This window comes from Microbacterium sp. FG3, from assembly GCF_057809335.1.
Window position 1 is genome coordinate 1 of record NZ_JBMDJT010000039.1, and the last position, 23,673, is coordinate 23,673.

Sequence of the window (23,673 nt, forward strand, 5' to 3'; positions counted from 1 at the left end):
CGCATGAGCGCCCGCACGCTCGCTTCGCTCGCATAGTGATCGGTTGCGCGGTGGCTTGCTGACCGGTCAAACCCATCGGTTGCTGAACGGAGCGGCGGAGCCGCGGAGATGAAGCGACCGCCGCAACCGTCATGGAGTTGCTGTGGCGCTCACTTCGTTCAGCAACCGCGGGGTGAGACGGAAGCGGGCGGCCGGGATCCGGGCGCACAGCGCTCAGCGGATCCCTCGTCGGCGCGTGCGACGATAGACGACGATGTCGCACACGACCCGAAAGCGCCGGACGCCGCCCACGATGCTGCGTCCCGCCGCGCCGAACCGCCGCCTGCTGTCCGAGGTCGCCGAGCACGTCGGCGGCACCCTGCAGGGGCCCGACGTCGAGGTGCTCGGCGTCACGCTGTCGTCCACCGATCTGCGCGCCGGCGAGCTGTTCGTCGGGATCCGCGGCGCCAACCGGCACGGCGCGGACTTCGCCGCCCAGGCCGCGGCCAACGGCGCCGCCGCCGTGCTGACCGACGCCGAGGGTGCCGCGATCGCCGCGCCCGCCGGACTGCCGATCGTCGTCGTCGACGATCCCCGCGGCGTGCTCGGCGAGGCGGCCATGCTCGTGCACCGCACATCGCCGCGCGACGAGCTGCCGCTGCTGCTGGGCACCACCGGTACGAACGGCAAGACGAGCGTCACCCACCTGCTCGAGGGACTGCTCACGCAGATCGGCGTCGTGGCCGGGGCGTCGACCTCGGCCGAGCGCGTCGTCGCGGGGGAGCGGGTCGTGTCGGGGCTGACGAGCCCGGAGGCCACCGAGTTCCACGCGCTGCTCGCCCTCATGCGCGAGCGCGGCGTCGAGGCCTTCGCGGTCGAGGTGAGCGCCCAGGCGATCACGCGGCGCCGCCTCGAGGGCGTCGTGTTCGACGTCGCGGCGTTCACGAACCTCACGCACGACCACCTCGACGACTACGGCGACATGGAGACGTACTACGCCGCGAAGGCGCCGTTCTTTACCCGCGCGCGCTCGCGCCGCGCCGTCGTCTCGCTCGACTCCGCGCCGGGGTTCCGTATCCTCGACGACGCCGAGGTGCCCGTCACGACGATCGCGGCGCGCGGCATCGCGAGCGCCGAGGCCCTCGAGCGGGCCGACTGGATCGTCGAGGTGACGCGGGAGCAGCAGTCCGGCACCTCGTTCACGCTCACGCACCGCGACGGCCGCAGCCTCGCCACCGTCGTGCCCGTGATCGGCGCGCACATGGCCGCGAACGCCGGCCTGGCGATCCTGATGATGCTCGAGGCCGGCTACGCGTGGGAGCGGATCGTCGAGGCGCTCGAGCGCGACGGCGGCATCCGCGCCTGGGTGCCCGGTCGCACGCAGCTCGTGTCGGGGCCCGAGGGGCCGGCGGTCTACGTCGACTTCGGCCACACGCCCGACGCGTTCGAGAAGACGCTCGCCGCCGTCCGCCGCGTCACGCCGGGCCGCGTGCTCATGCTCTTCGGGGCGGACGGCGACCGCGACGCGCTCAAGCGCCCCGACATGGCACGCACGGCGGTGGAGGGCAGCGACATCACGGTGATCACCGACCACCACCCGCGCTTCGAGAACGCCGCCGACATCCGCCGCGTGCTGGTCGAAAGCGCGCGCGCGACGGATCCGCAGCACGAGCTGTACGAGGTCTCGCCGCCGGAAGACGCCATCGTGAAGGCCGTCTCGCTCGTCGGGCCGGGCGACGCGATCCTGTGGGCCGGCCCCGGCCACCAGAACTACCGCGACATCGAGGGCGTGCAGTACGCCTACTCCGCCCGCGAGCTGGCCCGCCGGGCGCTGATCGACGCCGGCTGGCCGGCCGGCGAGCGCACCTGGCCCGACCCCTACGAGGACTGATGGAGATCATCGCCTTCATCGTCGGCGTGCTCGTGATCGTCGTCGGTCTCGGGCTGTCGATCGGGCTGCACGAGATCGGCCACCTCGTGCCGGCCAAGCGCTTCGGCGTGCGCGTGGGCCAGTACATGATCGGCATGGGCCCGACCGTGTGGTCGCGGCGCGTGGGCGAGACGGAGTACGGCGTCAAGTGGCTGCCGATCGGCGGCTACATCTCGATGGCGGGGATGTACCCGCGCAGCCGATCCGACGACGCGCCGCGCGGCGGGCTCTTCGCCACGCTCGTGCAGGACGCGCGCGCCGCGAACGACGAGACCCTCGAGGGCACGGACGACAGCCGCGCCTTCTTCACGCTGCCCACGTGGAAGCGCGTCGTCATCATGCTCGGCGGGCCGGCGATGAACCTCGTCCTCGCGATCGTCATGTTCTCGATCCTCGCCACGGGGATCGGGGTCAACCAGAGCACGACGACGGTGGCGACGGTCTCGGAGTGCGTGCTGCCCGCCGGCACCGCGCAGACGGAGTGCGGCCCCGGCGACCCGGCGGCGCCCGCTGCCGAGGCCGGGATCGAGCCCGGCGACACGATCCTGTCGGTCGACGGCACCCCCGTGTCGACGTTCGACGAGGCCTCGGCGATCGTCCGCGCGCACCCCGGCGACGAGATCGAGGTCGTCGTCGAGCGCGACGGCGCCGAGCGCACCCTGAGCCTGACCCCGGTGCTCGCCGAGAACACCTACACCGACGAGAGCGGCGAGAGCGTGGTCGGCGAGGTCGGCTTCGCGGGCTTCAGCCCGGCGACCGAGCGCGTGCGGCAGCCGATCTGGAGCGGCGCGCAGACGGCGTTCGAGAACACCGAGGCCGTGATCGGCATCGTCGCGCAGCTGCCGGTGCGGCTGTGGGACACGGCCGTCGACATGTTCACAGGCCAGGAGCGCGACCCCAACGGGCCGATCAGCGTCATCGGCGTGGGCCGGATCGCGGGGGAGGTGGCCGCCACCGAGGCGCCGATCCTCGACCGCGTGAGCGTGATGATCGCGCTGCTGGGATCGATCAACATCGCGCTGTTCGTGTTCAACCTCATCCCGCTGCTGCCGCTGGACGGCGGTCACGTGGCCGTCGCGCTGTGGGATGCGCTGCGGCGCGGATGGGCGCGCCTCTTCCGCCGCCCGCCGCCGCGCCCGACGGATGCGACGCGCCTCGTCCCGCTCACGCTCGTCGTCGTGGTGCTGCTCGTCGGCATGGGCGCGCTCCTCTTCGCCGCCGACATCGTCAACCCCCTCAGCCTGGGCTGACGCACCGGGTTGCGGTGGTCGCTTCATCTTCGCGGCCTGCGGCCGCTTCGTTCAGCAACCGGTGAGTGCGACCCCATCGGTTGCTGAACGGAGGCGCGTAGCGCCGGAGATGAAGCGACCACCGCAAGCACCGCGGAGGGCTCAGCCCAGCGCGTGCTCGGCGAGGCGGTGGAGCGTGTGGATGCCGTCGCGCGAGAGGATCGACTCGAGGTGGCCCTGTACGCTCGCGAACGACGGGCCGCGCAGCGCGTACACGTCGCCGGTGGCCGGATCCGCCGCCACCTCGGCCGCGCCCACGCGGGCCGTGCCCGCCTCGACGCGCGCCGTGAAGGTGTTGTAGAAGCCGATCGCGGCCGGCTCCCCGAAGACGTCGACGGTGAGCTGCACGCCCTGGTGCGGGCGGTCGAGCGAGACGAGGTCGATGCCCAGCCGGTCGCACAGGATCTGGTGGCTGAGGCACACGGCCAGCAGCGGCGCGCCCGCGTCGAGGCGCCGCGCCACGACCTCCCGCATCCGGGCGATGCGCGGGTTGGCCGCGTCGCGCGGGTCGCCGGGGCCGGGGCCGGAGACGACGAGCTCGGCCGCGTCGATCTGCGCGTCGGTGACCTCCGACCAGTGGGCGATGCGGGCGTCGAGCCCGAGGTGCCGCAGCTGGTGCGCGAGCATGGTCGTGAACCGGTCCTCGGCGTCCACGACGAGCGCCGAGCGGCCCGCGAGGGGACCCGGCGCGGTGTCCTGCTCCTCGAGCCAGAACGGCGCGAGGCGGGCGTTGCGCGAGGCGAGCAGCTCCGCGATCGCGCGGTCATCGGCCAGACGGACGGGCGCGGCCGGCGCATCCGGATCGTCCACGTGCGCGGGCACGGCGCGCGGCACCGCGCCGATCGCGCCGAGCACGCCGGCGGCCTTGCCGTGGGTCTCGCTCACCTCGCCGTACGGATCCGAGTGGCGCACGAGCGTCGCGCCCACCGGCACGCGCAGCCGCCCGCCCTCGAGGTACGCGGTGCGGATGAGGATGGGCGCGTCGAGGTCGTGGCCACCCCGCGCATCGGGCGTGAACAGCGCCGCGACGCCCGAGTAGTAGCCGCGCGGCGTGGTCTCGTGGCGCCGGATCACGGCGCACGCGTTCTGCATCGGGGATCCGGTCACGGTCGGGGCGAACATCGTCTCGCGCAGGATCTCGCGCGGGTCCAGGCGCGACGTGCCCCGCAGCATGTACTCCGTGTGGGTCAGGCGCGACATCTCCTTCAGGTGCGGCCCCGTGATCCTCCCGCCGTCGGCGCAGACGGCGCTCATCATCTTGAGCTCCTCGTCCACGACCATGAACAGCTCCTCGGTCTCCTTCGTGTCGGCCAGGAACGCCGAGAGCGTCTCGACCGTCGCGCCGCCGGCGGGATGGCGGAAGGTGCCGGAGATCGGGTTCATCGTCACGGTGCTCGAGCCGTCGCCGCGCGCCTCGGCGACGACGTGGGCCTCGGGGCTCGCGCCGACGAGGATGCGGTCGCCCGCGACGATGAGGAACGTCCAGTACGCGCCGCGCTCGTGCTCGAGCAGCGCCCGGAACCACGTCAGCGCCGCGGTGCGCGCGTCGGCCTCGACCCCGGCGACGTAGTCGCGGCGGATGACGAAGTTCGCGCCCTCGCCGCGGCCGATCTCGTCGGCGATGACGCGTCGCACGATGGCGGCGTACTCCTCGTCGCTCAGGTCGAATCCCGCGTCGGCGAGCGGCACCGGTTCGGCGGGCAGCGCCGCGACGACCTCGCCGACCGGGACGGAGTCGTGGCGCTCGACGACGAGGCAGCGCAGGGGGGTGCCGTCGTCCTCCGCCTCGAAGCTGCGCTCGCGCACCTGCCGGTACGGCACCAGGGCGAGCACCTCGCGCGGCGCGCCGTCGGGGCCGGTCAGCGGGATCTGCGCGAGCAGATCCACGTCGACCACCGGGCCGGCGAGGATCTCGACCTCGCCGCCGTCGCGGGCGATGAGCGCGAACGACGCGTCGGGATCGGCGGCCAGGCGCAGGATGCGGTCGGCGGTGGCGGGGGATGCTGCCATCAGGGACTCACTTCGGATTCGGGCGGTCTCCCCGGAAAGCAGAACGACCGCCTGCGGTGGGCGGTCGTTTCGTGTGCGCGAAGGTGGCCGCCTCAGGCGAGCCACCACCACGTCCGGTTCTCGAGCACGAGGTCAACCTATACGCGGCCCGCGACCGGCGGCAAATCCGGCGCGAGCGAACGGCACCGGATCGGGCCTTCCCCCAGGTGCGCGGACTACCCTGGAAGGCGTGCCAGCCGTGAACCTCGGGATGCCCCGCGTCCCCGAAACGCTCGCCCCGCGCCGCAAGTCCCGCCAGATCCGGGTGGGCAAGGTGCTCGTCGGGGGCGACGCCCCCATCAGCGTCCAGTCGATGACCACGACGCCGACCACCGACATCAACGCGACCCTGCAGCAGATCGCCGAGCTCACGGCGTCCGGCTGCGAGATCGTGCGCGTCGCGGTCCCCAGCCAGGACGACGCCGATGTGCTGCACATCATCGCGAAGAAGTCGCAGATCCCCGTGATCGCCGACATCCACTTCCAGCCGAAGTACGTCTTCCAGGCGATCGACGCGGGCTGCGCGGCGGTGCGCGTGAACCCGGGCAACATCCGCAAGTTCGACGACCAGGTCGGCGCGATCGCCAAGGCCGCGCAGGACGCCGGTGTGTCGCTGCGGATCGGCGTGAACGCGGGCTCGCTCGACCGCCGCCTGCTCGAGAAGTACGGCAAGGCCACGCCCGAGGCGCTCGTCGAGTCGGCGGTGTGGGAGGCGAGCCTGTTCGAGGAGCACGACTTCCACGACTTCAAGATCTCGGTCAAGCACAACGACCCCATCGTCATGGTGAAGGCCTACCGCCTGCTCGCCGAGCGGGGCGACTGGCCGCTGCACCTCGGCGTCACCGAGGCCGGGCCCGCGTTCCAGGGCACGATCAAGAGCGCCACGGCGTTCGGCATCCTGCTGTCGGAGGGGATCGGCGACACGATCCGCGTCTCGCTCTCGGCGCCGCCGGCCGAGGAGGTCAAGGTCGGGCACCAGATCCTGCAGTCGCTCAACCTGCGCGAGCGCAAGCTCGAGATCGTCTCGTGCCCGTCGTGCGGTCGCGCGCAGGTCGACGTCTACTCCCTCGCCGACAACGTCACCGAGGGCCTGAAGGACATGACGGTGCCGCTGCGCGTGGCCGTCATGGGCTGCGTCGTGAACGGCCCCGGCGAGGCCCGCGAGGCCGACCTCGGCGTGGCGAGCGGCAACGGCAAGGGCCAGATCTTCGTGAAGGGCGAGGTCATCAAGACCGTGCCCGAGGCCGAGATCGTGCAGACCCTCATCGAGGAGGCCAACCGCATCGCCGCCGAGATGGGCCCCGACGCCCCGCTCGGCACCGCGCAGGTCGTCACCGCCTGATCAGCGGGGCCGGATCCGCTCCGCGAACCAGGCGGTCGACGCCTCCGTGTCGACCCGTCCGCTCGCGACGGCGATGATGTGGTCGAAGGCGTCGTCCTCATCCGCCTCGACGACACGGTCATTGAGCCAGAGGAACAGCTGGGTGAGCACCCAGGCGGTCCGCTTGTTGCCGTCGAACAGTGGGTGATTCCGGGCGAGCGACTCCATGAGGGCCGCCGCCTTCCCCGACAGTTCCGGGTAGACGTCCGTTCCGCCGAATCCCGCCTGCGGGCGCGACAGCGCCGAGGCGAGCAGGCCGGCGTCGCGCACGTGCAGCCCCAGCCGCTCGATGACGCTCAGCGCGTTCTCGAGCGTCAGGTAGCGGACCATCACGCGTCCTCGAGCCGCTTCAGCAGACCCTTGTCGCGCGCGAGGATGACCTCGAGCCCCGCGGTGACCTGAGCGGCCTGCAGCCGCTCGCGCACGAGCTGCTCCAGCCCGCTCAGGATGAGCGCGTGCTTCGAGGTGTGCTCGGCCTCCGCGATCGCGGTGAGCGCCTCATCCAGTTCCTCGGGGATCCGCAATGTCATCGCCATGGTGCGATGGTATCGACGTGGTATCGCGCAGTCGAGACCGGCACGGCCGCTCGGATATCCTCGAAGCATGCGCATCGTTCCCGACGACCTCACGGCGCCGGCGGTGCGCGACCTCATCGCCGAGCACCTCGACGAGATGTACGCGACGAGCCCCGCCGAGAGCGTGCACGCCCTGCCGCTCGCGGCGCTCGAGTCGCCCGATGTGACGGTGTGGAGCGCGTGGGACGGCGACGAGGCGCTCGGATGCGGTGCCCTCAAGGAGCTCGATGAGACGCACGGCGAGATCAAGTCGATGCGCACGCGCGCCGCGGCCCGTGGCCGTGGTGTCGGCGCCGCGATCCTCGCGACGATCCTCGCGGAGGCATCCGCGCGCGGCTACCGGCGCCTCAGCCTCGAGACGGGCAGCGAGGAGCACTTCGCGCCCGCCCGGCGGCTCTACGCGCGGCACGGATTCGCGGAGTGCCCGCCGTTCGCCGACTACGTCGAGGACCCGAACAGCGTGTTCATGACGCGCGAGCTCGCCGCGAGCGCCTGAGTCAGGCCATATGCGCGCCGGCCCCCACGGCGTACGCCTCGGCGACCCAGCCCGCGAACGTCTCGTCCATCTGCTCGGGCAAGGTGATCGTCAGGTGGTGGACGAAGAGCCGGCTCGTGTACGGCGCGACGCTCCGGACGCGTGGATCGTCGACCGCCCGCTGCAGGTCGAGGTACACCCGCAGCCCCGTCGCCGCGGGGCGCGCGCCCGCGAAACCGCGTCGCGTGCCCTTGAAGGTGATGGACGACTTCGACGGTGAGAGCGTGTACGGACCGCACGCCGCGACGAGCTCCTCGAATCGACGGTAGATCGCGATCGCCGCCTCCGGCTTGTCGCGCAGGTGCTCGTCCACGGTCCATTCGGTCATGGCACGACCGTAGCGGGCACCGCCGACACGACGGGCGTCAGAGCGCGAGCTCACCGCGGATCGTCGTGAGCGTGTCGCCGGCGACCCACACGGCCTCGCCCTCGCGCGAGACGTGCACGCGCCCGCGGCGCTGCAGGGCGGTGCCCTGCGAGGCCACGTACGAAGCGGGCAGCGCCGTGCCGGCGAGCCACTGCCCGAGCGCGGCGTTCAGCGAGCCGGTCACGGGATCCTCGCCGAGGCCCATCTCGGGGTGGCAGAACGCGCGGACCTCGATTGCGCACTCCGACCCGGCGGCGTAGGGGCCCACGACGCCGACGTCGGCCGGCAGGGCCGCGAAGTCCGGTGTGAGGGCGAGCACGGCCGCCGCGTCGGCCAGCCGGATCCCGGCCCAGCCCGGGCCGTTGTCGCACCAGGCCGCGTCGAGGATCTCCTCGCGCGCCAGGCCGAGCGCCGCGCCGATCCCGGCGACGAGCGGCTCCTCCACCGGACCAGAGCGTCGCAGCTCCGGCGCGGCGAATGCGAGCCGCCCGGCCACGCGGCGCAGCGTCACGAGCCCCACGCCGCACTCCTGCACGATGCCCTCGCCGGCGGGCGAGCCGCCGGCCTCGAGCCACGCGTGCGCCGAGCCGAGCGTCGGGTGGCCGGCGAACGGCAGCTCGCCGCCCGGGGTGAAGATGCGCAGCCGGTAGTCGGCTGCCGGGTCGGTGGGACGCAGCAGGAACGTCGTCTCGGACAGGTTGGTCCAGCGGGCGAACGCCGCCATCTGCGCGTCCGTGAGGCCGTCGGCGTCGTGGACGACCGCGACGGGGTTGCCGAGCAGCGGCTCGGCGCTGAAGACGTCGACCTGGCGGAAGGGGAGGCGCATCCTCTCAGGATGTCACGGCGGTGGCGGGGTGGATCTCGACCGAGAACTCGTCGAGGTGCGACAGGTGCGCGGCGGCCTGCGCCCGTGCGGCGATGCGGATCGCGTCGGCCTCGGCGAGCGTCGTTGCCGCGACCGTGACGACGGCGTCCCCGTGCAGCCGGTGGCCGACCCAGCGCAGGCGGAGCCGCTCCACCGACGCGATGCCGTCGACGTGCTCCAGCGCGTGCGCGGCGCGATCGAGCAGGCGCGGATCGATGCCGTCGAGCAGCCGGCGGCCGACGGAGCGCACGGTGCCGACGAGCAGCACGAGGATGAAGGCCGCGATCAGCAGGCCCACGATCGGGTCGGCGAGCGGGAAGCCGAGCAGCACGCCGAGCCCGCCGAGCACGACCGCGAGAGAGGTGAAGCCGTCGGCGCGGGCATGCACGCCGTCGGCGATCAGCGCCGCCGATCCGATCCGCCGGCCCACGCGGATCCGGTAGATCGCCACCGCCTCGTTCCCGACGAAGCCGGCGACCCCGGCGGCCATCACCCACCCGACGTTCGAGATCGGCTGCGGGTCGATGATCCGCTCGATCGCCTGCCAGGCGGCCACGATGGCCGAGGCGGCGATCGCCGCCACGATGACGAGGCCTGCGACGTCCTCCGCGCGGCCCAGGCCGTACGGGTAGATGCGGGAGGGGCGCCGCCGCGCGAGCGAGAACGCGATCCACAGCGGCACGGCCGTGAGCGCGTCGGAGAGATTGTGGATCGTGTCGGCCAGCAGGGCGACAGAGCCGCTGAAGGCGACGATCACCGCCTGCGCCAGGGCGGTGGCGAGCATGATCGCGAGGCTCACCCGCACCGCGCGGATGCCCGCCGCGTGCGAGGTGAGGGCGTCGTCGATCGCGTCGGCGGCATCGTGCGTGTGGGGCACGAGCACCTCGTGCAGGAAGCCGCGCAGCCCGCGCGGGTGCGCGTGCGCGCGGCCGTGGTCCGGATCGTGCGCGTGCCCGCTCATCGCGCCGCCCCGTGGTGGTGCGGGCGCCCGATCGTGTGCTCGGCCTGCTGGATCGCCTGGGTCACCAGCTGCGACGCGTGCTCGTTCTCGAGGCGGTAGAAGACGCGCTGGCCCTCCTGCCGCGCGGCGACGATCCGCGCCATGCGCAGCTTCGCGAGGTGCTGCGAGACCGCGGCGGGGGATTTGTCGACGATGTCGGCGAGGTGGTTCACCGACAGCTCGCCCGACCGCCGCAGCGCCAGGATGATCCGCACGCGGGTCGCGTCCGCGAGCATCTGGAACACCTCGACCGCCAGCTCCACGAAGGTGCCGTCCGGGTCCAATCCGCAAGCCCGTGTATCTGCGTCCATACGCAGATGATGTCATGCGCAGGCGGCCGATGGGCGCGTTCGCGTCGATGTCACCGCGCGACGCGGTGGGAACGCACGGGGCGCGACGCCTCCGGGGGCGTCGGGGCCGGTCAGTCCACGTGCGCCGCGACCTCGGCGAGGAAGCGATCGCCGAGGTCGTTGATCTTCGCGACGTCGCGGATCGAGGTGAGCGGCAGGATGAACTCGTCGACGCCGGCGGCGGCGTACGCGGCCATCGTGTCGACGAGCTGCTGCGGGGTGCCGCCGATCGCGGGGCGGCCCAGCTGCGCGGCCTTCTCGGCGCCGTCGGGCTGCTGGAACGTGAGCGCCTGCGTCGTGCGCCAGAGGCTCTTCGGGTCGCGTCCGGCCCTCTCGAGCGCGGCCGTGAAGATCTCGTTCTTCGGGCCGTACTGCTCCGGCGTCGACCAGAAGTTCCACTCGTCGGCGAACTCCGCCACGAGCCTGGGCATGACCTTCTCTCCCTTGCCGCCGATGAGGATCGGCAGGCTCGGGTGCGGCTTTGGGTTCAGCGACGCGTGCTCGAGCGTGTAGCGCTCGCCGGAGAAGTCCACGAACTCGCGGCCGTCGTGAGCGCTGTCGCGCAGGCCCTTCCAGATCGCGAGGGCCTCGCGGAACCAGCGGATGCGGCTCGGCACGTCGCCGTACTCGATCCCGAACGCGCGGTGCTCGTTCTCCTGCCAGCCCGCGCCCACGCCGAGCACGAAGCGGCCCTGGCTGATGTCGCTGAGCGCGGCGGCCTGCTTGGCGACGACGCCCGGGTGCCGGTAGGTGTTGCCCAGCACCATCGATCCGAGCCGAATCCCGGGCACCGTCGCCGCGAGCGCCGTCAGCTGCGTCAGGCACTCGCCGCGCGCGCCGTCGTTGGGCTCGTCGGTGTTGTCCATGAAATGGTCCTCGAGCCACACGCCCCGCCATCCGGCGCCGGCCGCGTGCGTCGCGGCGGCGTGGAGGTCGGACCAGGGCAGATCGGCGGGCAGCCACAGCGAGAACTTCATGGCACCACGCTAGATCACCGCGCACACGGTCCACGCCCCGTCTCCCGCGAACCCGCGCCCGATCCTCGAGCCCGCTCCGGATCCGGCGCGGGTTCGGCGAACGGGCGCGGGTTCGGCGTCAGAGCACGAGCTCGAGAACGACCTCGCCCGAGGGGATGCGGGTGTCGACCACGCGCACGCGGATGCGGGATCCCGGGTCCGGCTTGTCTCGGATGGTCGCGGTGACGAAGGGATCGGCGATCTGCACGCGCGCGCCGCCCTTCGTCTCGGCCAGCACAACCGCGTCGAGCACGTCGCCGATGCGGCCGTGCAGCACGGCCGCCTCGATCCGGTCGACCGCGCCGCCCTCCAGGCGGCTGGCGAGCGCGCCCGACTCCTGCATGATCCGCGGCAGCTCCGAGAGCGACTCGCGTGCCCACGCGGGGATCGGGCGGTCGTTCGCCTCCGCCTCGCAGATCGCCAGCGCCCACCGGTCGACGAGCCGCCGCAGGGGAGCGGTGGCGTGCGCGTACGGCGCGCCGATCGCCGCCTGCTCCGCCTGCGCGGGCGGCTCGCCGTCGAAGGGCGCGTAGCCGGCGCCGCGGAACAGCGCCGACGCGGCCTGCAGCACCGCGGGGGTCGCGGCGTCGGCCGGATCGAGCCGGCGCAGGTACTCGCCGTACGCGATCCCCTCCGGCCACGGGCGGTCGAGCAGCGCGACCTTGCGGCGGAACTCCGCGAGCGCCTCGGGCTCCGCCGGCGGCAGGGTGCGCAGGATGCCCACCCGGGCCGACAGCATCAGATCGGCCGCCGCCATGCCCGTCATGAGCGACAGCTGCGCGTTCCACTCCTCCACGGGCAGGGGAGTGCGCCGGCGCAGCTCGTAGCCGTCCGGGCCCTCGACGACCTCCTCCTCGGGGGAGTTCAGGCTCGCGCCGCCGCGTTCAGCCTCGAGCGCGATGCGCAGCGGGCCGAACTCCCGCAGCAGCGCCACCGCGGCGGGGGCCGATCCGTCGTCGATCGCCGCCTGCGCCTCGGCGTACGTCCACTGCCGCACCGACCGGATCCACGCGCGCACGAGCCGCGTCTCGCGCACGGCACCCCTGCCGTCGAGGCGGAAGGTCCACACGTACGCGCGCCGGCGCTCGCCGGGCAGCAGCGACGCGGCGCCGTGGGAGAGGACGAGCGGATGCAGCGGCACCGATCCGTCGGGCGCGTACAGCGTCTGGCCGCGCCGGCGGGTCTCGGCGCCGAGCGCGCCGCCGGGGCGCACGAAGGCCGCGAGATCCGCGATCGCGTAGCGGACGAGCAGGCCCTCGCCGGCGCGCTCCAGATGCAGCGCCTGGTCGAGATCCCGCGAGCCGGCCGGATCGATCGTGTGGAACGGGACGTCGGCGAGCTCCTCGCGCTCGTCGTCGGATCCGTCCACCGGGGGACCGTCGACGACGGCGGCGGCCTCGGACTCCGCCTCGGCAGGGTAGGCCGTGGGCAGCTCCAGATCGCGGCGCAGCTCGGCGAGCGATTCGGCGAGTGCGCCCCGCACGGCGGTCGAGGACAGGTGCGCGTGTCGGGCCGGCATGCCGCCAGCCTACGGGTGGGCTGCGCGGCGGTTTCGACTCCGGCCGTCGGAGCGGCGCATCCGCGCGGTCGAGGCCCAGGGCGCCGGGCCGCCTCAGTGCAGGGCGCCCGCGCTCGCCGCGTCGTCGGCCCGCACGTCCGCCGCCGTGCGGACGGCGATGGCCAGCGCCCGCGCGATGTCGCCGGCCGGCAGCGACGGCGCGCCCTCCGGGGCGACCTCGTCCGACCACGGCACGTGCACGAATCCGGCCCGCATGCCCGGCCGGCGCGCGGCCTCGTCCGCGGCGACGTACATCACGTGGTTGCACACGAACGTGCCGGCCGTGTGCGAGACGGCCGCGGGGACGCCGGCGTCGCCGATCGCGCGCGCCATGGCCTTCACGGGCAGCGAGGCGAAGTGCGCCGCCGGCCCGCCCGCCACGCTCGGCTCGTCGATCGGCTGCGCGCCGGCGTTGTCGGGGATGCGCGCGTCCCGCAGGTTGATCGCGACGCGCTCGGGCGTGATGTGCGTGCGCCCGCCCGCGAGCCCCGTCGCGATCACGACGTCCGGCGTGTGCTCGGCGATCAGCGCGCGCATCCGCTCGGCGGCGGCGTCGAAGGCGACGGGGAGGATCGCGGTGATCAGCCGCTCCGGTCCGCTCCAGGCGCGGCCGACCTCTGCGACGGCGTCGCCCGAGGGGTTGCGCGCGTCGCCGCCGAACGGCTCGAACCCGGTGAGGAGGATCGTGACCATCGTCTCAGCGTAGGCCCCGCCCGGCCCGCGCCCGCGGGAACCCTAGACTTGACGCGTGGTCACCCGTCTCTCGCACTTCTTCCTCCGCACGCTCCGTGAGGACCCGGCCGACGCCGAGGTCACGAGCCACCGGCTGCTCGTCCGCGCCGGGTACATCCGGCGCCAGGCGCCGGGGGTGTTCGCGTGGCTGCCGCTGGGCCTGAGGGTCAAGGCCAAGCTCGAGACGATCATCCGCGAGGAGATGGCCGCCGCCGGCGCCTACGAGGTGCACTTCCCGGCGCTGCTGCCGCGCGAGCCCTACGAGGCGACCGGCCGGTGGGAGGAGTACGGCGACGCGCTGTTCCGCCTGCAGGACCGCAAGGGCGCCGACATGCTGCTGGCGCCGACGCACGAGGAGGTCTTCACCCTGCTCGTGAAGGATCTGTACTCGTCGTACAAGGACCTGCCGCTGACGATCTTCCAGATCCAGGACAAGTACCGCGACGAGGCGCGCCCCCGCGCGGGCCTGCTGCGCGGCCGCGAGTTCACGATGAAGGACGCGTACTCGTTCGACTACACCGACGAGGGACTCGACGCGTCGTACCAGGCGCAGCGCGACGCCTACGAGCGCATCTTCCAGCGCCTGGGGCTCGAGTACGTCATCGTGCAGGCCGACGCCGGCGCGATGGGCGGCTCGCGCAGCGAGGAGTTCCTGCACCCCACGCCGGTGGGCGAGGACACGTTCGTGCGCAGCGCGGGCGGGTACGCCGCCAACGTCGAGGCGTTCACGACCCTCGTCCCCGAGCCGATCCCGTTCGACGGCAAGCCCGAGCCGGTCGTGTTCGACTCGCCGGGCACGACGACGATCGAGACCCTCGTGGCGCACGCCAACGAGGTCGTCCCCGGCGCGCCGGAGGGCGGCTGGACGGCGGCGCACACGCTGAAGAACGTCGTGCTCGCGCTGCGTCACCTCGACGGCACGCGCGAGGTCGTCGTCGTGGGCCTTCCCGGCGACCGCGACGTCGACATGAAGCGCGTCGAGGTCGCCTTCGCGCCGGCCGAGGTCGAGCCCGCCACCGCGGAGGACTTCGAGCGCAACACGCTCCTCGTGCGCGGCTTCATCGGCCCGTGGACAGCGACCGGCCCGCTGCTCGGCGAGGACTCGGCCACCGGCATCCGCTACTTCCTCGACCCGCGCGTCGTCGACGGCACGACGTGGATCACCGGCGCCAACGCCGATGACGCGCACGTGTACGGCCTGGTCGCCGGCCGCGACTTCATCGCCGACGGCTTCCTCGAGGTCGCGACCGTGCGCGACGGCGACCCCGCGCCCGACGGGTCGGGGCCGGTCACACTGGCACGCGGCATGGAGATCGGGCACGTCTTCCAGCTGGGCCGCAAGTACGCCGAGGCCCTCGGGCTCAAGGTGCTCGACGAGAACGGCAAGCAGGTCACCGTCACGATGGGCTCCTACGGCATCGGCGTGACGCGCATCCTCGCGATCATCGCCGAGCTGTCCAACGACGAGCGCGGGCTGATCTGGCCCGCCTCCGTCGCGCCGTTCGACGTGCACGTGGTCGCCACGGGCAAGGGAGACGACGCGTACCGGCTCGCCGAGTCGGTCGTCTCCGACCTCGAGGCGGCGGGGATGGATGTGCTCTACGACGACCGCCCGAAGGCCTCTCCCGGTGTGAAGTTCGGCGACGCCGAGCTGATCGGCGTGCCGAAGCTGCTCGTGGTCGGCCGCGGGGCGGCGGACGGCGAGGTCGAGCTGTGGGATCGCCGCACGGGCGAGCGCGAGACGGTGCCGGCGGCCGAGGCCGTGGTGCGTCTGACCGCCTGAGCCGACCGTCGGAGAGGCCGTCGCGGGCATCGCCCGCGGCGGCCTCTCCGCATCCGCGGGGCGGCTGCCCGCAGGTGCCCAGGCGGTGATGGGGGTCGTTCAGGAGCGCGTCATCTGGCCGTCGCGAGGATGTCGCATGCCCGCGGAAGCATGCCCGTACACGCCCCCTCTCTGACGGAGTCATCCATGCAACGAACCCTGCCCACGATGCAACGACGCCTCGCGGCCGTCGCCGCGGCGACCCTGGCCACCGGCGGCATCGTCGCACTCACCCCCGCGGCGGCCACCGCGGCGCCCGACGGGTCGAACATCGTCATCAACGAGGTCTACGGGGGCGGCGGCAACAGCGGCGCCGCCTTCCAGAACGACTTCATCGAGCTGTACAACCCCACGACCGCGGAGGTCGATCTGGCGGGCCTGACGATCGACTACAAGTCGGCAGGCGGGGATTCGGGCGGCACGGTGGCGCTCGAGGGCACGATCGTGGCGGGGGGCTACTTCCTCGTCCAGCTCGCCGCGGGCAACGGCAACGGGCAGCCGCTTCCGGCCGCCGACCAGGTGGCGACGTCGCCGAACCTGTCGGGCTCGACGGGGCGCGTCTACCTCCACGAGGGAACCGGTCAGTACGCCGCGACGACCGGCGATCTCGCCGGCGTCGAGGGCCTCGTCGACATGATCGGCTGGGGCAGCGGCGCCGTCGCGTTCGAGGGCGCCCCGGCGGCGGGCACGACCAACGCGATGAGCGCTCAGCGCGCGACCGTCGGCGCGGACAGTGACAACAACGCGACGGACTTCGTGGTCGCCGCCCCGACGCCGACGAACGCCGCCGGCGAGACGGCGGTCGAGCCGGAGGAGCCGACCGACCCCGAGGAGCCGACCGACCCCGAGGAGCCCGGTGAGCCCGAGGTGCCGACCGAGCCCGGCGAGCCGATCACGATCGCCGAGGCCAACCAGGCCGCCACGGGCACCGAGGTCACCGTCGAGGGCGTCGTGACCGCCGACTACCGCGAGGGCGGCTTCAACGGCTTCACGATCCAGGACCCGGCGGGCGACCCGTCCGACGCCGTCTCCGACGCCATCTTCGTCTACAACCCGAGCGCCGCGGTCACCCCCGCGGTCGGCGACAGCGTGCTGGTCACGGGCGACCGGGGCGAGTATAACGGCCTGCGCCAGATCTACGGCGACCTGATCGACATCACCGACGCCGACCTCGGCGAGGTCGTGCCGCTCGCGTCGTGGGAGGCCGTCGCCACGGAGGAGGGCAGGCAGGCCCACATGAGCGAGCTCGTCCTGTTCGAGGACGAGTTCACCGTCACCGACAACTACGACGCGAACTACTACGGCTCGTTCTCGCTCGTGCAGGGCGGCGAGCCGATCCCGCAGCTGACCGCCTACATCGATCCGCACGACGAGGCGGCGATCGCGCAGCAGAAGGCTGCCGACGCGGCGCGCACCATCACGCTCGACGACGGCCGCAGCACCAACTTCAACAACCAGAAGGACGTGCCGCTGTCGTACCTCACGCCGGACAACCCCGTGCGGGTCGGCGCGGACGTGTCGTTCCAGAAGCCGTTCGTGCTCGACTACCGCTTCGACGGGTGGAGCCTGCAGCCCACCACGCCGATCGTGGGCGCGGGGCAGGAGCACGTCGTGTTCAGCGACGAGCGCACCCCCAACGCCTCGCCGGAGCCGGTGCTCGGCGACATCAGCATCGCCAACTTCAATGTGCTGAACTACTTCCCGACCACGGCCGAGGAGTTCGTCGAGCTCGGGCTGGGCACCTGCACGTACTACACCGACCGCGAGGGCAACCGGATCGGCGCCAACCGCTGCGACCCCGACGGACCGCGCGGCGCGGCGACGACCGAGAGCTTCGAGCGCCAGGAGATCAAGATCGTGAAGGCGATCACCGAGCTCGACGCGTCGATCCTCTCGCTGCAGGAGGTCGAGAACTCGGCCGCGTTCGGCAAGGACCGCGACTTCGCCGTCGCGACCCTCGTCGACGCGCTCAACGAGTACGCGGGCGAGGACGTCTGGGCCTACGTCGAGAGCCCCGCGACGCTGCCCGCCGATGAGGACGTCATCCGCAACGCCTTCATCTACCAGGTGGACGAGATCGAGACGGTCGGCGAGTCGCACATCCTGATCGACGACCCGGCGTTCGTGAACGCGCGCGAGCCGCTGTTCCAGGCCTTCAAGCCCGCGGGCGCCGCCGACGCCGACGCGTTCCTCGTCTCGGCGAACCACCTCAAGTCGAAGGGCTGCTCGGACGCGACGGGGGAGAACGGCGACCTCGACGAGCAGAGCTGCTACAACGCCGACCGCAAGGAGCAGGCCGAGGCACTGGTCGCCTACACCGCCGAGGTGCAGGATCTCACGGGCATCGACGCCGTCTTCCTCACGGGTGACTTCAACTCGTACGCCATGGAGGATCCCGCGATGATCATCGAGGGCGCCGGGTTCACCAACCTGAACTACGCCCTCAACGGCGGCGAGGCCACCTACGTGTACGACGGCATGTCGGGCTCGCTCGACCACGTGTACGCGAACGCCGATGCCTTGAGTCTGGTGGCCGACGTCGACGTGTGGCAGATCAACGGGCAGGAGCAGGTCGCCTTCGAATACAGCCGCTACAACTACAACGCCACGCTGCTGTACGACGACTCGGTCTTCCGCACGAGCGACCACAACCCGATCGTCGTGGGGCTCGACACGGACGGCGTCGTCGACCTGCAGCTGCTCTCGATCAACGACTTCCACGGCCGGATCGCGGCGGACGGCGACTCGGCGGGCGCGGGCGTGCTCGCGGGCGCCGTCGACGCCCTCACGGCCGACAACCCGAACACGCTGTTCGTCTCGGCGGGAGACAACATCGGCGCATCGACGTTCACCTCGTTCATCCAGCAGGACGAGCCGACCATCGACGCGCTGAAGGCCGCGGGCCTCGCGGTGAGCGCCGTGGGCAACCACGAGTTCGACCACGGCTTCGCCGACCTGACGGATCGGGTCATCCCCGCGTACGGCAGCGAGGATCTCGCGCTCGGCGCCAACGTGTACGAGGCGGGCACCACCACGCCGGCACTGCAGGAGTATGCGATCCGCGAGATCGACGGCGTCCGCGTCGGCTTCATCGGCACGGTGACGGCCGACACGGCGACGCTCGTGAGCCCCACGGGCATCGCGGACATCGAGTTCGGCGATCAGCTGGAGGCCGCGAACCGCGTGGCGGGGGAGATCGCGGACGAGACCGACGTGATCGTGCTGCTGACGCACGACGGATCGGCGAGTGCCGACTGCACCACCATCGGCACGGAGGACACCGACTACGGCAAGCTCGTTCGCGGTGCGTCGGAGGAGATCGACGCCATCGTGTCCGGCCACACGCACCAGCAGTACCTGTGCGAGCTGCCCGGCCCCGACGGGCAGGACCGCCCGGTCGTCCAGTCGCACCAGTACGGCACCACGCTGGGCGTGCTCGACCTGGAGTACGACACCGAGGCCGACGAGCTCCTCTCGATCTCGGCGTCGCACCTCGACCTTGTCGACCCGGACGGCGTGCCGTACGCCGAGGCCGACCCCGAGGTGCAGGCGATCGTCGACGCGGCCGTTGCCGAGGCCGACGTGCGGGGAGCCGAGAAGGTCGGACAGATCAGCGACGACATCACCCGCGGCAAGACGGCCACCGGCGCGGAGGATCGCGGCGTCGAGTCGACGGCCGGCAACTTCATCGCCGACGTCTACCTGTGGGCCGCGTCGAGCGAGAACCCCTCGTACGGCGGCTCGCAGGATGCGGCGATCGGCCTGATGAACCCGGGCGGCGTCCGTGCCGATCTGCTGTACGGCGAGGACGGGATCGTGACGTACGCGGAGGCGGCCGCGATGCAGCCCTTCGCGAACACGCTGGTCACGACCACCCTCACCGGCGCGCAGCTCGAGCAGGTGCTCGAGGAGCAGTGGCAGCCGGAGGGATCGTCGCGGCCCAAGCTGCACCTGGGCGTCTCGGACGGATTCTCGTACGAGTACGACCCCGAGGCGGCGCGGGGCGAGCGCATCCTCGAGATGACGCTGAACGGCGAGGAGATCGCGGCCGACGACGAGATCCTCGTCGTGACCAACTCGTTCCTCGCGGGCGGCGGCGACAACTTCGGCACCTTCGCCGAGGGCACGGGCACGGCGGACACGGGTCTCATCGACCTGAGCGCGAGCGTGGACTACTTCGCCGCGCACGAGGTGGTCGATCCGCCGGCGCTGGGACGTGCCGTCGTCGCCGACACCGAGCCGGGCAACGGGAACGGGAACGGCAACGGAAACGGCAACGGAAACGGAAACGGGAACAACGGCAACGGCAACGGGAACGGCATCGGCAACGGGAACGGCATCGGCAACGGGAACGGCCGGGGCGCGGCACCGTCCGCGGACGACCTCACTCCCGAGCGGCGGGGCGGGCTCACCGTGTCGGGCGCGCTCGAGCCGGGCGGTCGCATCACGGTCTACGTGGACGAGTCGTACGCCGGCCAGACGCTGAGCGGGTGGCTGTTCTCGGAGCCGACCTCGCTCGGCACCGCCGTGGCGACCGCCGACGGGGCGCTCACCTACGTGATCCCCGAGGGCATCGCGCCCGGCGTGCACCGGCTCGCCGTGACGGACGCCTCCGGCGAGGTGGTCGGCTGGGCCTACGTGACCATCACGGCCGACGGATCGCTGGCGGTCACGGGCGCGGAGCTGCCGCTCGGCATCGCCTTCGGTGCCGCGGTGCTGCTCGTGGCGGGCGGCCTGCTGATGGTGCTGCGCCGCCGGCCGGTGCGCACGGCCTGACGCGCGATCGACGAAGGGCCGGGCGGATGTTCCCGCCCGGCCCTTCGTCGTGCCCCGTGCGTCTCAGCCGCGCAGGTGGTCGGCGTGCTTCGACGCCTGCCGGCGACGCGTGGGCAGGTCGAGGGGGCCGGTGACGGTGGCCTCGTCCTCCCAGCACTCGATACCGCCGACGCCGGGCAGCAGCTCGCGCGTGAAGACCGGATCGCGACCCTCGCGGCGTTGCCTCGTGTAGTCGCGCAGCAGGCGGAAGCCGATGCCCGAGAGGAACGCCAGCGCGATGAGGTTGATGAGCGCCATGAGCCCCATCAGCGCGTCGGCGAGGTTCCAGACGACCGCGGCCGACGCGACGGCCCCGGCGAGCATGGCCACGACGACGAGCACGCGGAAGACCGTGAGCCAGCCGCGGCGGGTCGTGATGAACTCGAGGTTGGACTCGCCGTAGTAGTAGTTGCCGATGATCGAGCTGAAGGCCAGCAGGAAGACGATCACGGCCAGCGCGGTGAGCGACCAGTCGCCGAGCGTGGCGGCCAGGGCCGTCTGCGTCAGCGCGATGCCCTGCTCGGCGCCGCCGAGATCCGGCACGGCCACGAGCACGGTGAACGCCGTGATCGAGCACACGAGGAACGTGTCGAAGTACACGCCGAGAGACTGCACGAGTCCCTGCTTGACGGGGTGCGTCACGGCGGCCGACGCGCCCGCGTTCGGGGCCGATCCGAGGCCCGCCTCGTTCGAGAACATGCCGCGCTTGACGCCCTGCAGCACGATGGTGCCGAGCGCGGCGCCGACCACCTCGTTGAAGCCGAACGCCTCGGTGTAGATGGAGGCGAACGCCGCCGGCAGCCGGTCGATCTCGATGACGACGACGGCGAGCCCGAGCAGCAGGTACAGCAGCGCCATGAGCGGCACGATCGCCTGAGACACGTGCGCGATGCGGCGCACACCGCCGAAGATGACCGCGCCGGTGAGCACGGCGACGACGACGCCGGAGACGAGCGGCATCCAGCCGGAGACGTCCGCGCCGACGAGGGAGCCGACCGCGGCGGTGCTCGACGCGGCGATGGTGTTGGCCTGCAGCGCGCTGAATGCGAAGGGGAAGCAGAAGATGAGGATGACGGCGAACGTCACGCCCATCCAGCGCGCCTTCAGGCCGCGCTCCATGTAGTACGCCGGGCCGCCGCGGAAGGCGCCGCGGTCGCGCACCTTGAACACCTGGGCGAGGGTCGACTCGAAGAACGCGGACGCGGCGCCGATGAAGGCCATCAGCCACATCCAGAACACCGCGCCGGGTCCTCCGATCGCGATCGCCGTGCCGACGCCGGCGATGTTGCCGACGCCCACGCGCGATGCCGCCGAGATCGTGAAGGCCTGGAAGGCCGACACCGACTGCGGCTCGCCGTCGGCCGTGCGCGGCGTGCGATCCGTGAGGGTGCGGAACATCTCGGGGATGAGGCGGAACTGCACCACTCCCGAGCGCACGGTCAGGTAGAGCCCGAGCAGCACGACGACGGGCAGCACGAGCCAGGTCCAGAAGCGGTCGCCCGCGGTGGCGAGCCAGTCAGCGAGAACGTCCATCGTGTCAGTGTGACCCGAGCGGCATGCCCGGCGCGAGCCCGCGCGCCGGGCGCGGGCCGCGCGGGGCGGGCCGCTCACAGCGGGCTCGCGTTCCCATCCGGTAATGTCGGAGGGATATCGGCGAGCCGGATTGCCGATGAGAGCTGAATAGGGAGGCCGCTGTGGACATCGATCTCGGGCTGTTGCGCACCGTCGAGCGTGAGAAGGAGATCCCGTTCGACGAGCTCGTGCGGGTCATCGAGCAGGCGGTGCTCACCGCCTACGGCAAGCACGTCTCCCAGGGCGGTGAGGTGCCGGAGGGCGCCCGCGCCGAGCTGGACCGCAAGACCGGTCACGTCGGCATCTACGTGCCGGTCACCGACGAGTCGGGCGCCGTCATCGGCGAGGAGGAGTCGACCCCCGAGGACTTCGGGCGCATCGCCGCGTACGCGGCCAAGCAGGTCATCAGCCAGCGCCTGCGCGACATCGCCGACGACGCCGTGCTGGGTGAGTTCCGCGGCAAGGAGGGCGACATCGTCGCCGGCGTCGTGCAGCAGGGGCCGAACCCGCGCATGATCCACATCGACCTCGGCACCGTCGAGGCCATCCTGCCGCCGGAGGAGCAGGTGCCCGGCGAGGACTACTCGCACGGACAGCGCCTGCGGGTGTACGTCACGAGCGTGTCGAAGGGCACCAAGGGGCCCGCCATCACGGTCTCGCGCACTCACCCCGGCCTCGTGCGCAAGCTGTTCGCGCTCGAGGTGCCGGAGATCGCGAGCGGTCTCGTCGAGATCGCGTCGCTCGCGCGCGAGGCGGGCCACCGCACGAAGATCGCGGTGGTCGCCAAGGACCCGTCGATCAACGCCAAGGGCGCCTGCATCGGCGAGATGGGCCGCCGCGTGCGCGCCGTCACCGAGGAGCTCAGCGGCGAGAAGATCGACATCGTCGACTACGACCAGGACCTCGCGACGTTCGTCGCCAGTGCCCTCTCGCCCGCCAAGGTGTCGTCGAGCTTCGTCCTCGACGCGTCGACGAAGGCCGTGCGCGCCCTCGTGCCCGACTACCAGCTCTCGCTCGCGATCGGCAAGGAGGGGCAGAACGCCCGCCTCGCCGCCAAGCTCACGGGCGCGAAGATCGACATCCAGCCCGACAGCATTCTTGAAGCGTGACGGATCAATGCCGCGGATGCGGCGTTGATGCGGCGCGGTTCAAGATTGAGCGAGGGAGCGCAGCGACCGAGTCGAAATCTCGTGTCCGTGCACGATCCGTCCGCAGACGAGCGGGCGAGGAAAGAGTAGTACGATGGAAGCCGTACGAACGTGCGTCGGCTGTCGCATGCGTGCTCCCCGGTCCTCCCTCCTTCGAGCGGTGGCCGTCGGGTCCGAACTCGTCCTGGACGAGCGGGCGTCGATGCCGGGGCGCGGCGCGTGGGTGCATCCGACGCGCGAATGCGTGGAGAACGCCATCCGGCGCCGCGCCTTCGTACGAGCTCTGCGCGTGTCGGGCCCGCTCGAGACGCAGACCTTCGAGGAATGGCTGAACAGCTATGGAAACCAAGTGAACGGCTCGAAATGAGACCCGTCCGCCTTTGATGGTCTGCCCCTGTCCGGGCAGGCCGCCCAGACAGGAGAATTGTGGCTAAACCACGCGTACATGAGATCGCAGCGGAGCTGGGAGTCGACAGCAAGGTCGCGCTCGCGAAGCTGAAGGATCTCGGCGAGTTCGTCAAGAGCCCGTCATCCACCATCGAGCCGCCCGTCGCGCGCAAGCTGCGCGCCGCGCTGGAGGCCGAGGGTGTCGCCAAGCCCGCCGGCGGTGCGAAGCCCGCCGACGCCCGCAAGAAGGCCCCGGCGCGCCCGGCGGCCAAGCCCGGCCCCGCCGCGCCGGCCCCCAAGGCC

20 protein-coding genes are annotated in these 23,673 nt (G+C 72.1%); 9 read left to right on the forward strand and 11 right to left on the reverse strand.

Annotation, left to right across the window (positions count from 1 at the left end; all coding sequences use genetic code 11):
- Positions 1-253 precede the first annotated feature (253 nt).
- Positions 254-1,870, forward strand: a complete 1,617-nt coding sequence (locus tag ACODR5_RS11540) for a Mur ligase family protein (protein WP_488983718.1) — start codon at positions 254-256, stop codon at positions 1,868-1,870.
- Positions 1,870-3,159, forward strand: a complete 1,290-nt coding sequence (locus tag ACODR5_RS11545) for a M50 family metallopeptidase (protein ID WP_449854491.1) — start codon at positions 1,870-1,872, stop codon at positions 3,157-3,159. The genes ACODR5_RS11540 and ACODR5_RS11545 overlap by 1 nt, the downstream gene beginning before the upstream one ends.
- Before the next feature lie 141 nt (positions 3,160-3,300).
- On the opposite strand, the gene ACODR5_RS11550 is transcribed toward ACODR5_RS11545, so the two are convergent.
- On the reverse strand, positions 3,301-5,208 hold the full coding sequence (locus tag ACODR5_RS11550) for an anthranilate synthase family protein (protein ID WP_488983719.1): 1,908 nt from the start codon (positions 5,206-5,208) through the stop codon (positions 3,301-3,303).
- A 229-nt stretch (positions 5,209-5,437) separates the two neighbouring features.
- Between ACODR5_RS11550 and ispG the strand changes: the two genes are divergently transcribed.
- Entirely contained in the window at positions 5,438-6,589 is a 1,152-nt protein-coding gene (gene ispG / locus ACODR5_RS11555; RefSeq protein WP_449854489.1) for a flavodoxin-dependent (E)-4-hydroxy-3-methylbut-2-enyl-diphosphate synthase, read from the forward strand.
- Here ispG and ACODR5_RS11560 read toward each other — a convergent pair whose 3' ends face one another.
- Both ACODR5_RS11560 and ACODR5_RS11565 read right to left on the reverse strand, forming a co-directional pair.
- Complete coding sequence (locus ACODR5_RS11560; RefSeq protein WP_449854488.1) at positions 6,590-6,958, reverse strand: type II toxin-antitoxin system death-on-curing family toxin; 369 nt, start codon at positions 6,956-6,958, stop codon at positions 6,590-6,592.
- Positions 6,958-7,164, reverse strand: a complete 207-nt coding sequence (locus ACODR5_RS11565) for a ribbon-helix-helix protein, CopG family (RefSeq protein ID WP_449854487.1) — start codon at positions 7,162-7,164, stop codon at positions 6,958-6,960. Before ACODR5_RS11565 ends, ACODR5_RS11560 begins: the two co-directional genes overlap by 1 nt.
- A gap of 67 nt (positions 7,165-7,231) precedes the next feature.
- On the opposite strand from ACODR5_RS11565, the gene ACODR5_RS11570 reads away from it, so the two are divergent.
- A complete protein-coding gene (locus ACODR5_RS11570) occupies positions 7,232-7,699 on the forward strand; it encodes a GNAT family N-acetyltransferase (RefSeq protein ID WP_488983720.1) in 468 nt (155 codons plus the stop codon).
- 1 nt (position 7,700) lies between these two features.
- On the opposite strand, the gene ACODR5_RS11575 is transcribed toward ACODR5_RS11570, so the two are convergent.
- The 7 genes from ACODR5_RS11575 to pcp all read right to left on the reverse strand — a co-directional run bounded on the left by ACODR5_RS11575 (position 7,701) and on the right by pcp (position 13,587).
- Positions 7,701-8,066, reverse strand: a complete 366-nt coding sequence (locus ACODR5_RS11575; RefSeq protein ID WP_460816828.1) for a DUF5655 domain-containing protein — start codon at positions 8,064-8,066, stop codon at positions 7,701-7,703.
- 37 nt (positions 8,067-8,103) lie between these two features.
- Positions 8,104-8,931, reverse strand: a complete 828-nt coding sequence (locus ACODR5_RS11580) for a PhzF family phenazine biosynthesis protein (protein WP_488983721.1) — start codon at positions 8,929-8,931, stop codon at positions 8,104-8,106.
- A 4-nt stretch (positions 8,932-8,935) separates the two neighbouring features.
- Entirely contained in the window at positions 8,936-9,931 is a 996-nt protein-coding gene (locus ACODR5_RS11585) for a cation diffusion facilitator family transporter (RefSeq protein ID WP_460816824.1), read from the reverse strand.
- Entirely contained in the window at positions 9,928-10,281 is a 354-nt protein-coding gene (locus tag ACODR5_RS11590; RefSeq protein ID WP_460816823.1) for an ArsR/SmtB family transcription factor, read from the reverse strand. Before ACODR5_RS11590 ends, ACODR5_RS11585 begins: the two co-directional genes overlap by 4 nt.
- A gap of 110 nt (positions 10,282-10,391) precedes the next feature.
- Positions 10,392-11,297 (reverse strand): LLM class flavin-dependent oxidoreductase, encoded by a 906-nt coding sequence (locus tag ACODR5_RS11595; RefSeq protein ID WP_488983722.1) that lies wholly within the window; start codon positions 11,295-11,297, stop codon positions 10,392-10,394.
- Between the two features lie 118 nt (positions 11,298-11,415).
- Complete coding sequence (locus tag ACODR5_RS11600; RefSeq protein WP_488983723.1) at positions 11,416-12,855, reverse strand: RNB domain-containing ribonuclease; 1,440 nt, start codon at positions 12,853-12,855, stop codon at positions 11,416-11,418.
- 93 nt (positions 12,856-12,948) lie between these two features.
- Positions 12,949-13,587, reverse strand: coding sequence for a pyroglutamyl-peptidase I (gene pcp, locus ACODR5_RS11605; RefSeq protein WP_449854479.1), 639 nt, complete (start codon positions 13,585-13,587; stop codon positions 12,949-12,951).
- Between the two features lie 55 nt (positions 13,588-13,642).
- Here pcp and ACODR5_RS11610 point away from each other — a divergent pair, with 55 nt between their 5' ends.
- On the forward strand, positions 13,643-15,409 hold the full coding sequence (locus ACODR5_RS11610) for a proline--tRNA ligase (protein ID WP_449854478.1): 1,767 nt from the start codon (positions 13,643-13,645) through the stop codon (positions 15,407-15,409).
- A 207-nt stretch (positions 15,410-15,616) separates the two neighbouring features.
- Positions 15,617-20,224, forward strand: a complete 4,608-nt coding sequence (locus tag ACODR5_RS11615; RefSeq protein WP_488983724.1) for an ExeM/NucH family extracellular endonuclease — start codon at positions 15,617-15,619, stop codon at positions 20,222-20,224.
- Between the two features lie 63 nt (positions 20,225-20,287).
- Here the strand turns inward: ACODR5_RS11615 and ACODR5_RS11620 are convergent, their stop codons facing one another.
- A complete protein-coding gene (locus ACODR5_RS11620; RefSeq protein WP_488983725.1) occupies positions 20,288-21,796 on the reverse strand; it encodes an alanine/glycine:cation symporter family protein in 1,509 nt (502 codons plus the stop codon).
- 161 nt (positions 21,797-21,957) lie between these two features.
- Between ACODR5_RS11620 and nusA the strand changes: the two genes are divergently transcribed.
- The 3 genes from nusA to ACODR5_RS11635 form a co-directional block, all read left to right on the forward strand.
- The gene (gene nusA, locus ACODR5_RS11625) at positions 21,958-22,944 is read left to right on the forward strand and encodes a transcription termination factor NusA (RefSeq protein ID WP_488983726.1); all 987 of its coding nucleotides are present in this window, start codon (positions 21,958-21,960) and stop codon (positions 22,942-22,944) included.
- A 199-nt stretch (positions 22,945-23,143) separates the two neighbouring features.
- Positions 23,144-23,350, forward strand: coding sequence for a YlxR family protein (locus ACODR5_RS11630; RefSeq protein WP_449854475.1), 207 nt, complete (start codon positions 23,144-23,146; stop codon positions 23,348-23,350).
- Between the two features lie 59 nt (positions 23,351-23,409).
- The coding region (locus ACODR5_RS11635; RefSeq protein WP_488983727.1) for a translation initiation factor IF-2 N-terminal domain-containing protein at positions 23,410-23,673 on the forward strand (264 nt) is incomplete at its 3' end.

Bases quoted from the DNA above. Each gene is read 5' to 3' on its own strand.
- ACODR5_RS11620 (WP_488983725.1), bottom strand. From the start codon at position 21,796: ATGGACGTTCTCGCTGACTGGCTCGCCACCGCGGGCGACCGCTTCTGG.
- ACODR5_RS11590 (WP_460816823.1), bottom strand. From the start codon at position 10,281: ATGGACGCAGATACACGGGCTTGCGGATTGGACCCGGACGGCACCTTC.
- ACODR5_RS11580 (WP_488983721.1), bottom strand. From the start codon at position 8,931: ATGCGCCTCCCCTTCCGCCAGGTCGACGTCTTCAGCGCCGAGCCGCTG.
- ACODR5_RS11595 (WP_488983722.1), bottom strand. From the start codon at position 11,297: ATGAAGTTCTCGCTGTGGCTGCCCGCCGATCTGCCCTGGTCCGACCTC.
- ACODR5_RS11550 (WP_488983719.1), bottom strand. From the start codon at position 5,208: ATGGCAGCATCCCCCGCCACCGCCGACCGCATCCTGCGCCTGGCCGCC.
- ACODR5_RS11570 (WP_488983720.1), top strand. From the start codon at position 7,232: ATGCGCATCGTTCCCGACGACCTCACGGCGCCGGCGGTGCGCGACCTC.
- pcp (WP_449854479.1), bottom strand. From the start codon at position 13,587: ATGGTCACGATCCTCCTCACCGGGTTCGAGCCGTTCGGCGGCGACGCG.
- ACODR5_RS11600 (WP_488983723.1), bottom strand. From the start codon at position 12,855: ATGCCGGCCCGACACGCGCACCTGTCCTCGACCGCCGTGCGGGGCGCA.
- ACODR5_RS11560 (WP_449854488.1), bottom strand. From the start codon at position 6,958: ATGGTCCGCTACCTGACGCTCGAGAACGCGCTGAGCGTCATCGAGCGG.
- ACODR5_RS11575 (WP_460816828.1), bottom strand. From the start codon at position 8,066: ATGACCGAATGGACCGTGGACGAGCACCTGCGCGACAAGCCGGAGGCG.
- ACODR5_RS11545 (WP_449854491.1), top strand. From the start codon at position 1,870: ATGGAGATCATCGCCTTCATCGTCGGCGTGCTCGTGATCGTCGTCGGT.
- ACODR5_RS11585 (WP_460816824.1), bottom strand. From the start codon at position 9,931: ATGAGCGGGCACGCGCACGATCCGGACCACGGCCGCGCGCACGCGCAC.
- ACODR5_RS11565 (WP_449854487.1), bottom strand. From the start codon at position 7,164: ATGGCGATGACATTGCGGATCCCCGAGGAACTGGATGAGGCGCTCACC.
- ACODR5_RS11615 (WP_488983724.1), top strand. From the start codon at position 15,617: ATGCAACGACGCCTCGCGGCCGTCGCCGCGGCGACCCTGGCCACCGGC.
- ACODR5_RS11540 (WP_488983718.1), top strand. From the start codon at position 254: ATGTCGCACACGACCCGAAAGCGCCGGACGCCGCCCACGATGCTGCGT.